Source organism: Dactylosporangium sp. NBC_01737 (assembly GCF_035963215.1).
Classification (GTDB): Bacteria; Actinomycetota; Actinomycetes; order Mycobacteriales; family Micromonosporaceae; genus Dactylosporangium.
Genome location: NZ_CP109153.1, coordinates 5,823,075 through 5,834,908, shown reverse-complemented (window position 1 = coordinate 5,834,908; position 11,834 = coordinate 5,823,075). Strand labels below are relative to the sequence as shown.

Genomic DNA, 11,834 nt, shown 5'->3' with positions numbered 1-11,834 from the left:
AGATTGGACAACTGCTGATGTCGAACGAGCACAGCTCCAGCGAGGAGCGGCTGCGGGACTACCTCAAGCGGGCCACCGCGGACCTGCGGGCGGCACGCGGGCGGATCCAGCAGTACGAGGACCGGGCCCACGAACCGGTCGCGATCGTCGGGATGAGCTGCCGCTACCCCGGTGACGTGCGCTCCCCCGCCGACCTGTGGCAACTCCTCGCCGGCGGCGGCGACGGCATCACCGCGTTCCCGGCCGGCCGCGGCTGGGACCTCGACGGGCTGTACGACCCGGACCCGGACCGGCCCGGGACGTCGTACGTGCGGCAGAGCGGCTTCCTGCACGACGCGGACCGGTTCGACGCCGACTTCTTCGGCATCAGCCCGCGGGAGGCGACCGCGACCGACCCGCAGCAGCGGGTGCTGCTCGAATCGGCGTGGGAAGCCCTGGAGCAGGCCGGCCTGGAGCCGCGGTCGTTGCGCGGCAGCCGCACGGGCGTGTTCGTCGGGGTCATCGCGCAGGGCTACGCGCCGGTGTCCGGCGGGGTGCCGGCGGAGTACGAGGGCTACCTGCTGACCGGGAACACGACCAGCGTCGCGTCCGGCCGCATCGCGTACACGTTCGGGCTCGAAGGACCGGCGGTCACGATCGACACGGCCTGCTCGTCGTCGCTGGTCGCGTTGCACCTGGCGGTGCAGTCGCTGCGCCGCGGCGAATGCGGGCTGGCCCTCGCCGGTGGCGCGACGGTGATGGGCACGCCGGGGCTGTTCGTGGAGTTCAGCCGGCAGCGCGGCCTGTCGCCGGACGGGCGGTGCCGGTCGTTCGCTGCCGCCGCCGACGGCACCGGGTTCGCCGAGGGCGCCGGGCTGCTGGTGCTGGAGCGGCTGTCCGACGCCAGGCGCAACGGGCACCAGGTCCTCGCGCTGGTGCGTGGGACCGCGGTGAACCAGGACGGCGCCAGCAACGGGCTCACCGCTCCGAACGGCCCGGCGCAGGAACGCGTCATCCGTGAGGCGCTCGCCGACGCGCTGCTGACCCCCGCCGACGTCGACGCGGTCGAGGCGCACGGCACCGGCACCACCCTCGGCGACCCGATCGAGGCGCAGGCGCTGATCGCCACGTACGGGCGGGGACGGCCGGCGGACCGTCCGCTGTGGCTCGGCTCGATCAAGTCGAACATCGGGCACACCCAGGCGGCCGCCGGGGTCGCCGGGGTGCTGAAGATGGTCCTCGCGCTGCGCCACGGCGAACTGCCCCGCACCCTGCACGTGGACCGGCCCACGCCGCACGTCGACTGGTCCGCGGGCGCGGTGGCCCTGCTCAGCGACCCGGTGCCGTGGGCGGCGGCCGACCGGCCGCGGCGGGCCGCGGTGTCCTCGTTCGGCATCAGCGGGACCAACGCCCACGTCATCGTCGAGGAGGCACCGCCCGTCGAGGCACCCGAGCCTGCCACGGTTGCGCCGGTACCGCTGACGCCGTGGGTGCTGTCGGCGCACGACCCGGAGGCGCTGCGGCAGCAGGCACAGCGTCTGCGGGAGCACGTCGCCTCGCGTCCCGGCCTCGACCCGCTCGACGTTGCCGGTTCGCTGCTGCGGACCCGCGCCCTGTTCGACGTCCGCGCCGTGGTCCTCGGCGCGACCCGTGAGGAGCTGCTCGACGGCCTCACCGACGCGGGCCGTCACCCGGTGACCGCGGCCGCGGCCCGGCCCCTCGCGGTGCTGTTCTCCGGGCAGGGCAGCCAGCGACCTGGCATGGGCCGCGACCTGTACGACGCGTACCCGGTGTTCCGGGCGGCGCTCGACGACGTCTGCGCCTGCTTCGACCTGCCGGTGCGGGACGTGATGTCCGGCGCCGACCCGGACCGGCTGGACCGCACCGGCTTCACCCAGCCGGCCCTGTTCGCGTACGAGACGGCGCTGTTCCGGCTCATCGAGTCGTGGGGCGTTCAGCCGTCCGTCCTCATCGGACACTCCATCGGCGAGCTGGTCGCCGCGCACGTGTCGGGCGCGCTGAGCCTGCCGGACGCGGCGGCGCTCGTCGCGGCCCGCGGCAGGCTGATGGAGGCATTGCCCGGCGGCGGTGCGATGGTCGCGGTGCAGGCCACCGAGGACGAGGTCCGCGAGTCCCTCGAAGGCCGGGCCGGGGTGGACGTCGCCGCCGTCAACGGGCCCCGCGCCACCGTCGTGTCCGGCGATGAGGACGCGGTCCTCGCCGTCGAGGAGCTCTGGCGGGGCCGCGGCCGCAAGACCCGCCGGCTGCGGGTGAGCCACGCGTTCCACTCGCACCACATGGACGGCATGCTCGCGGAGTTCCGCCGCGCCGCGGCCGGCCTCACCGCGGCCGAACCGGCGGTGCCGATCGTGTCGAACCTGACCGGCGAGCTGGCCGGCGCCGCCGAGCTGGGCTCCGCCGACTACTGGGTCGAGCATGTGCGCCGGCCGGTGCGCTTCCACGCCGGGCTCCTGCGCGTCGCCGGGCTCGGCGCGACCGCGTGCCTGGAGCTGGGACCGCAGCCGGTGCTGACACCCATGGCCGACGAGACGTTCGCCGACGGCGGGGTCGTCCTCGCGGCGTCGTCCAGCCGGCGCCGGCCGGAGGTGCCGTCGCTGGCCGCGGCCCTGGCCGCGCTGTTCGTCAACGGTGTCCCGGTCGACTGGTCCGCGCTCGTCCCGCCCGGCCGCACCGTCGAGCTGCCCACCTACCCGTTCCAGGGCGGCCGGTACTGGCTGCCCGCGCCGGCAGGCGCCACGGACCTGCCCCTCGACTGGACGCCGGTGTCCGTGCCCGACGGACCGCCGCAGTCCGACGCGGCCGACGTCGTGGAGTGCGGGACCGCCGCCGAGGCCGGGACCGTGACGGCGGACCGGCCGGCGGACGCCCCGCCGCTGGTCGTCATCACCCGCGGCACCGCCCCCGGTGCGACACCGGAGACCGCAGCCGCCGCCGAGGACGTGTGGCGGGTGGTCCGCGCCGCGCAGGCCGCCCGACCGGGCCGGTTCGTGCTGCTCGAACTCGACGAACCCGTCGAGGCGGCAAGGGTCGCGGCGTTCGTGCGCACCGGCGAGCCGCGGCTGGCCTGGCGGCGCGGCGCCCTCTACGCCGGCCGGATCGCCCGCGCCGAGCCGGACCGTCCCGACGACGCCGGCCCGGCCGCGGAGCGGCTCGCCGCGCTGCCGGACACGCAGCGGCGCGAGACCCTGGAGACGCTGGTCCGCGAGACGGTCGCGGCGGTCCTCGGCCGCACCGACGCCGGCACCCTGGACACCGCCCGCGCGTTCCGGGACCTCGGCTTCGACTCGATGACGGCCGTGGAGCTGCGCAACCGGCTCACCACCGCCACCGGGCAGCGCCTGCCGGCGACGCTCGTGTTCGACCACCCGACCCCGGACGCGCTCGTCGACTTCCTGCTGACCGGCGCCGCGGCCGGCAGCGGCGAACCGGTCGCCATCATCGGGATGGGCTGCCGCTACCCGGGTGGGGTCCGCGGCCCCGCGGACCTGTGGCGGCTGGTCGCCGGCGGGACCGACGCGATCGGCGGTTTCCCCGACAACCGTGGCTGGGACCTCGCCGCGCTGTACGACCCGGACCCTGCCAGACCCGGCACGTCCTACACGCGGCACGGCGGGTTCCTGCACGACGCCGACCAGTTCGACGCCGGCCTGTTCGGCATGAACCATCGCGAGGCCCTCGCCACCGACCCGCAGCAGCGGCTGCTGCTCGAAACGACGTGGGAGACCCTGGAACACGCCGGGATCGCCCCCGACGGGCTGCGCGGCACCGCGACCGGCGTGTTCGCGGGCGTCATCAACCAGGACTACGGCTCGGGACTGCACAGCATCCCGGAGGCCCTGGAGGGGTACCTGTCGACGGGCACGACGACCAGCGTCGCGTCCGGGCGGGTCGCGTACACGTTCGGGTTCGAAGGTCCCGCCGTCACGGTCGACACCGCGTGCTCGTCGTCGCTGGTCGCGATCCACCTGGCGGCGCAGTCGCTGCGCCAGGGCGAGTGCACCCTGGCGATCGCCGGCGGGGCGGCGGTGATGGCGACGCCGGGGTCGTTCGTGGAGTTCAGCCGGCAGCGGGTCCTCGCCGCCGACGGGCGCAGCAAGGCGTTCTCGGCGTCGGCGGACGGCGCCGGCTGGGGCGAGGGCGTCGGCCTGGTCCTGCTGGAGCGGCTCTCCGACGCGCACCGCAACGGGCACCGGGTCCTCGCGGTCATCCGCGGGTCGGCGCTCAACCAGGACGGCGCCTCCAACGGCCTGACCGCCCCGAACGGCCCCTCCCAGGAACGCGTCATCCGCCAGGCCCTCGCCAACGCGGGCCTCCAGCCGTCCGATGTGGACACGGTGGAGGCGCATGGCACCGGCACCACCCTCGGCGACCCGATCGAGGCGCAGGCGCTCATCGCCACCTACGGTCAGGACCGCACCGAACCGCTGTACCTCGGGTCGTTGAAGTCCAACATCGGGCACTCGGTGGCGGCGGCCGGGGTCGGCGGCGTCATCAAGATGGTCGAGGCGATGCACCACGGCGTGCTGCCCAGGACGCTGCACGTCACCGAGCCATCGCCGCACGTGGACTGGACCGCCGGGGCCGTCGAGCTGCTCACCGAGGCCCGGCCGTGGCCCGAAGCGGACCGGCCGAGACGGGCGGCCGTGTCATCGTTCGGCATCTCCGGCACCAACGCCCACATCATCCTCGAACACGCCCCGGCGGCGGCCGGACCCGCGACGGCGGACGACGGCTACGCCCCGGTCCCACTGTCCGCGCACAGCCCCGAAGCGCTCCGCGAGCTCGCGACGGCACTCCACGACCTCGTCGAGCGGAACCCGGATCTCACACCGCAGCGCCTCACGCATCCCCTCGCCACCGGCCGCGCCGCCCACCCCTACCGCGCCGTGCCCGTGGTCAGCAACCGTGACGAGCTCCTCGACGCCCTGCGCACCATCGAACCGCTGCCCGCACCGCGGGACGGGAAGATCGTCTTCGTCTACCCCGGGCAGGGCTCGCAGTACCCCGGGATGGCGGTCGAACTGCTCAAGACGTCACCGGTGTTCGCTGCGGCGATGGCGGAGTGCGCCGATGTCCTGCGGCAGGTCCACACCGAGCACGACCTGCCTGCCTTCGACCTCTACCAGGCCCTGGAAGACCCGGAACTGCAACAGCACACGCACATCATCCAACCGACCCTGTTCGCCATCGCCGTATCCCTGACAAGACTCTGGCAACACCACGGGATCCAGCCCTCCACCGTCCTCGGCCACTCCCAAGGCGAAATCCCCGCCGCCCACACCGCCGGCGCACTCACCCTCCACCAGGCCGCCACCGTAACGACGCTGCGCGCGCACGCCATCCAGGATCTGCCCACAGGTGCGATGGCGCACGTGCCCCTGCCCCACACCGACGTGCCCACCACCGACGGCGTCCACATCGCCGCCATCAACTCACCGAACAACACCACCGTCAGCGGCGACACCAACGCCGTCCAAGCACTCGTCACCAACCTGCAATCCCGAGGCGTCGACGCCCGCGTCCTACCCGTCACCTACGCCAGCCACTCACCACACATCGAACCCCTCCAGGCACGGCTCCTCGAGGCGCTCGCCGACATCACGCCAGCCGCCGGTGACATCCAGTTCTGCTCCACGCTCACCGGCACCTACCACGACACCACCGGGCTCGACGCCGACTACTGGTACCAGAACCTCCGCAACACCGTGCAACTGCACACCGCCACCCAGCAGCTCATCAACGACGGACACACGCACTTCATCGAAATCAGCCCACACCCCATCCTCGTCCACCCACTCAACGACAGCGGCACCCCGTACACCAGCCACACCCTGCACCGCAAACACCACCCGCTCAAACGGTTCCTCACCAACCTCGCCACGACGGCCAGGCCCGACTACCGCACCACACCGACCGCACCCGTGGAACTGCCCACGTATCCGTTCCAGCGGCAGCGGTACTGGCTCGAGGACGCCGGTGGCGGCGACGTCACCGGCGCGGGGCTCAGCGCGGCCGGGCACGCGCTGCTCGGCGCCGCCGTCGACCTCGCCGACGCCGACACCCTCGTCCACACCGGCGCGATCGGGCTGCGGCGGCAGCCGTGGCTCGCCGACCACGCCGTGCACGACACGGTGCTGCTGCCGGGCACGGCGTTCCTGGAGCTGGCCCTGCACGCCGCCGACGCGGCCGGATACGGTGGCGTCGCCGACCTGAGCATCGAGGCTCCCCTGGTCCTGCCGGAGCGCGACACGGTGCGGGTGCAAGTGAGCGTCGGGCCGCCCGGCGACGACGGGCTGCGGCCGGTCGCCCTGCACAGCCGCGCATCGGACGGCGACGGCTGGGTGCGGCACGCCGCCGGCGCGCTGACACCCGTCCCCGGCGCTTCGGACCCGGACGGGCCGGCGCAGGCCTGGCCGCCGCCGGGAGCCACGCCGGTCGACGTCTCGGACCTGTACGAGCGGTACGCCGTGCACGGCCTGGGCTACGGCCCGATGTTCCAGGGGCTGCGCGCCGTCTGGCAGGACGGCGACGACCTGCACCTGGAGGTGGCGCTGCCGGACGACACCGACGTCGGCGGGTTCGGGCTGCACCCCGCGCTGCTCGACGCGGTCCTGCACGCGATGGGCGCGACGGTGCGCGACGACCCGGACCAGCCGGTGTTGCTGCCGTTCGCATGGTCCGGGGTCACGCTGCACGCCACCGGCGCGACCCGGCTCCGCGGCACGCTGCGGCGGCTCGCCCCGGACGCGGTCGCGCTGCGGCTCGTCGACCCGGCCGGCGCGCCGGTCGTCACGGTCGCGTCGCTGCACGTGCGGCCGGTGACGCGCGAGCAGCTGTCATCGGCGCGGGCCGGCGCGTACGAGTCGCTGTTCACCGTCGACTGGGTCGCCGCACCCCGGCCCCGGCGGTGACCACGCCGCCGCGGCTCGCGGTCCTCGGCGCGGCGGTCGACGGGGTCGACGGCCCGGTGCACGCCGACGTGGCGGCCCTGTGCGCGAGTCTGGACACGGGGCCGCCGCCGCAGGCGGTCGTCGTCGAGGTGTCCACGGTGGACGGTGACCTGGTGCCCGCGGCGCACGACGCCACGGAGCGGATGCTCACGCTGCTGCAGGAGTGGCTCGCCGAGCCGCGCCTCGAAACGGTCCGGCTGGTCGTGCTGACCGCCGGCGCCGTCGCCGCCGCCCCGGACGACGCGGTGCCCGCCCTGGCGCTCGCCCCCGTGTGGGGGCTGGTGCGGACCGCGCAGTCGGAGAACCCGGACCGGATCGTCCTCGTCGACGGGCCCGGCGCGGCGCCGCTGCTCCCGGCGGTCCTCGCCGGCGACGAACCCCAGGTCGCGGTCCGCGACGGCCGCCCACTGGTGCCGCGCCTGACCCGGGTGCCCCGCACCGAAACCGCGGAACACACCCGGGAGACCCGGCTCGACCCGCGGCGCACGGTGCTGCTCACCGGCGCCGGCACCCTCGGGAAGGTCGTCGCCCACCACCTCGTCACCGCCCATGGCGTGCGCAACCTGCTGCTCGTCAGCCGCCGCGGGCCGGACGCGCCCGGCGCGGCCGAACTGGCCGCCGAGCTCGCCGGGTCCGGCGCGAGCGTCGAACTCGCCGCCTGCGACGTCGCCGACCGGGACGCGACCCGGCGGCTGCTGGAAGGCCGCGACATCGGCGCCGTCGTGCACACCGCCGGCGTCCTCGACGACGGCGTCCTCAGCGCGCTCACCCCGCAGCGGCTCGCGGCGGTGCTGCGCCCGAAGCTCGACGCCGCCTGGCACCTGCACGAGCTCACCGGCGACCTGGACGCGTTCGTGGTGTTCTCGTCGCTGGCCAGCACCCTCGGCAACGCCGGGCAGGGCAACTACACGGCGGCGAACACGTTCCTGGACATGCTCGCCCACCACCGGCACCGCGCCGGGCAGCCCGCGACCGCGCTCGCGTGGGGGCTGTGGGCGCAGGCCAGCAGCATGACCAGCCACCTCGACCAGGCCGACCTGGCCCGGATCAGCCGCGGCGGCGTCGCGCCGCTGCCGACCGGGGAGGCCCTCGAACTGCTGGACACGGCGCTGCGGCTGGGCCGGCCGTACTTCGCGCCGGCCCGCCTCGACCTGCCGGCGCTGCGGGCGCAGGCCGGTGCGGGCCCGGTGCCACCGGTGCTGCGTGGCCTGATCCGCAGGACGACCCGCCGCTCGGCGAGCGGCGACGGGCCCGGCGCGCTGCTGGACCGGCTCGCCGGCCTCGACGCCGACGGGCGGGTCGCGGCGATCGGTGACCTGGTCACCGGGACCGTCGCCACCGTGCTCGGCATGCCCGGCACGTCCACTGTGGACGTCGCGCGGTCGTTCAAGGAGCTCGGGTTCGACTCGTTGACGGCGGTGGAGCTGCGCAACCGGCTCGGCGCCGCGACCGGCCTGCGGCTGCCGGCGACGCTGGTGTTCGACCACCCGACGCCCGGCGGTCTCGCCGAGTTCCTGCACGGCGAGCTGCGGGTCGACGCCGCGCCGCCGGCGACGTCGGTGCTGGCCGAGCTGGACCGGCTCGAGGCGGCGCTGGCCGGGGTCACCGGCGACGCGGCCAACGAGGCGGTGACGGCCAGGTTGCGGGCGCTGCTGGAGCGGCGCACCGCCGCCGACCAGCCGGCGGACGCGGGCCTGGCGGACCGGATCCAGTCGGCGTCGGTCGCCGAGATGTTCGAACTCATCGACAAGGAACTCGGCCGCAGTGCGCGCTGAGCACCGGGAGAGCGGAGCACGATGACGAACGAGGACAAGCTCGTCGAGTACCTCAAGTGGGTGACGACCGACCTGCACGAGACACGCCGGCGGCTGGCGGAGGCGGAGGCGGCGCAGCACGCGCCGGTCGCCATCATCGGGATGAGCTGCCGGTACCCGGGCGGGGTCGGCGGCCCGGGCGACCTGTGGGACCTCGTCGCGGACGGCACCGACGCCGTCTCCGGCTTCCCCACCGACCGCGGCTGGGAGCTGGAGTCGCTGTACGACCCCGATCCGGACGCGCCCGGCCGCTCATACGCGCGGGAAGGGTACTTCCTGCACGACGCGCACCTGTTCGACGCCGGCTTCTTCGGGATCAGCCCGCGCGAGGCGACCGCGACCGACCCGCAGCAGCGGCTGCTGCTGGAGACGGCGTGGGAGGCGTTCGAGCACGCGGGCATCGACCCGGAGACGATGCGCGGCAGCCGGACCGGTGTCTTCGCCGGGGTGATGTACGGCGACTACGGCGCCCGCCTCGGTGAGGTACCGGCGGAGTTCGAGGGGTACCTGGGTAACGGTGTCGCGGGCAGCGTCGCGTCCGGCCGGGTCGCGTACACGCTCGGCCTGGAGGGACCGGCGATCACGATCGACACCGCCTGCTCGTCGTCGCTGGTCGCGATGCACCTCGCGGCGCAGGCGCTGCGCCGCGGTGAGTGCACGATGGCCCTGGCCGGCGGGGTGACGGTCCTCGCCACGCCGGGGCTGTTCACCGAGTTCAGCCGGCAGCGCGGGCTGGCGCCGGACGGGCGGTGCAAGGCGTTCGCGGCCGGAGCCGACGGCGCCGGGTTCGGCGAAGGCGTCGGGCTGGTGCTGCTGGAGCTCCTGGAGGACGCCGAACGCCACGGGCACCCGGTGCTGGCGGTGCTGCGGGGCTCCGCGGTGAACCAGGACGGCGCGAGCAACGGCCTCACCGCACCCAACGGCCCGGCGCAGCAGCGGGTGATCCGGCAGGCGCTCGCCGACGCGCGGCTGGCACCCGCCGACGTCGACCTCATCGAGGCGCACGGCACCGGCACCGCGCTCGGCGACCCGATCGAGGCGCAGGCGCTGCTGGCCACCTACGGGCAGGACCGCGCCACCCCCGTGTACCTGGGGACGGTGAAGTCGAACATCGGCCACGCCCAGGCGGCGGCCGGCGTGGCCGGCGTCATCAAGGCGGTCGAGGCGATGCGCCACGGCGTGCTGCCCAGGACCCTGCACGTCGACCGGCCCTCGGAGCACGTGGACTGGACGTCCGGGGCGGTGCAGCTGCTGACCGAGCACCTGCCGTGGCCCGAGACGGACCGGCCGAGACGGGCCGCGGTGTCGTCGTTCGGCATCTCCGGCACCAACGCCCACCTGATCCTCGAAGCGCCCCCGGCACCCGAACCGGCACCCGAACCGGCACCAGCCACAACGACGCAGGCCGGGCCGGTGGCGCTGATCCTGTCCGCCCGCACCGAGGGCGCGCTGCTCGGGCAGGCGGCCCGCCTCGCGGCGCTGGCGCTGCCCGGCGGGCCGGACCCGGCGGACGTGGCGGTGGCGCTGCCGACCGGGCGGGCCAGGTTCGAGCACCGCGCGGTCATCCTCGCCGAGGGCCGCGACGAGCTGGGCTGGGCCTTGGACGCGCTCACCCGCGGCGGCACCGCACCGAACGTGGTGCGGGGCCGGGCGGGCGGCGGGCGGACCGCGTTCGTGTTCACCGGGCAGGGCAGCCAGCGCCTCGGCATGGGCCGGGGCCTCGCCGCGGCGCACCCGGTGTTCGCCGAGGCGTTCGAGGAGGCGTGCGCGCACCTCGACAAGGGCCTGGACCGGCCGCTGCGCGACGTCGTCACCGCCCGGCGCGGCACCCCGGACGCGGCGCTGCTCGACGAGACGCGGTACACCCAGCCGGCGCTGTTCGCCGTCGAGGTCGCGCTGTTCCGGCTGCTGTGCGCGGCGGGACTCACCCCGGACCTGCTGATCGGGCACTCGATCGGCGAGCTCGCCGCCGCGCACGCCGCCGGGGTGCTGCCGCTGGCCGAGGCGTGCGCGCTGGTGCTGGCCCGGGGGCGGCTCATGCAGAGCGCCAGGGCCGGCGGTGCGATGGTCGCCATCCAGGCACCGCAGGACGCGGTCCGCGCGTCGCTGCTCGCCGCCGGGGACGCGGTGACGATCGCCGCGGTCAACGGCCCGTCGTCCACGGTCATCGCCGGTGACGAGGCCGAGGTGCTGCGCATCGCCGGCTACTGGCGCGCCGACGGCTGCCGGACGAACCGGCTGCGGGTCAGCCACGCGTTCCACTCCCACCACATGGACGACGTCCTGGCGGAGTTCCGCGCGGCCGCCCGGACGGTCACGTTCGAGCCGCCCCGGATCCCGCTGGTGTCGAACGTGACCGGCACGATCGCGACCGCCGAGCAGCTGTGCTCCCCGGACTACTGGGCCGACCAGGTCCGCGGCACGGTGCGGTTCCTCGACGGGGTACGGACGCTGCGCGAGCAGGGCGTCACCCGCTTCGTCGAGGTCGGGCCGGCCGCGACCCTGACCCCGCTGGTGCAGGAGTGCGCCGGCGACGACGCGGTGGTGGTCCCGGCGTTGCGCGCCGACCAGCCGGAGCCGCGCACGTTCCTGGCCGCCCTCGCGACCGCGTGGACGACCGGCGCGCCCGTCGACTGGCCGGCCGTCCTGCCGGCCGTCCAGCCGGGCGTTGCGGCGCGGCGGGTCGCGCTGCCGACGTACGCGTTCCAGCACGAGCCGTTCCGGCTCACCGCGGCCGCGACGGCGGCGGGTCCCGCGGCGGCGGACCACGTGGCGGCCGCGTTCTGGGACGCCGTCGAGCACGGGCGGCTCACCGACGTGGCCGAGGCGCTGCAACTGACCGGCGCGGGCCGGGACGCGCTGACCGAGGTGCTGCCGGCGCTGACCGTCTGGCGGCGGCGACGGCACTGGGCGTACCGGATCGCCTGGACGCCCGTGCCGGATCCGGTGCCGGCGGCCCGCGGCGGGACGTGGCTGCTCGCCGCCGACCCGGCCGACCCGTTCGCCGGTGGGCTCGCCACGGCGCTGCGGGAACGCGGCCACGACGTCGCGTTCGCCGCGACGCCGTTCC

At 75.3% G+C, this 11,834-nt stretch carries 2 protein-coding genes and 2 pseudogenes; all 4 read left to right on the top strand.

Going from position 1 to position 11,834, the window contains the following annotated elements; all coding sequences use genetic code 11:
- Window positions 1–2: 2 nt before the first annotated feature.
- Window positions 3–4,928, top strand: a pseudogene (locus OHA72_RS26240) (beta-ketoacyl synthase N-terminal-like domain-containing protein); the annotation flags it as partial.
- A gap of 81 nt (window positions 4,929–5,009) precedes the next feature.
- A complete protein-coding gene (locus OHA72_RS64855) occupies window positions 5,010–6,911 on the top strand; it encodes an acyltransferase domain-containing protein (RefSeq protein ID WP_442788745.1) in 1,902 nt (633 codons plus the stop codon).
- A complete protein-coding gene (locus OHA72_RS26235; protein ID WP_327010446.1) occupies window positions 6,908–8,725 on the top strand; it encodes a type I polyketide synthase in 1,818 nt (605 codons plus the stop codon). Before OHA72_RS64855 ends, OHA72_RS26235 begins: the two co-directional genes overlap by 4 nt.
- A 30-nt stretch (window positions 8,726–8,755) precedes the next feature.
- Window positions 8,756–11,656 (top strand): annotated as a pseudogene (locus tag OHA72_RS26230) (type I polyketide synthase); the annotation flags it as partial.
- Window positions 11,657–11,834 lie beyond the last annotated feature (178 nt).

Coding starts and splice junctions, on each gene's coding strand:
- OHA72_RS64855 (WP_442788745.1), top strand. CDS start 5,010: ATGGCGGTCGAACTGCTCAAGACGTCACCGGTGTTCGCTGCGGCGATG.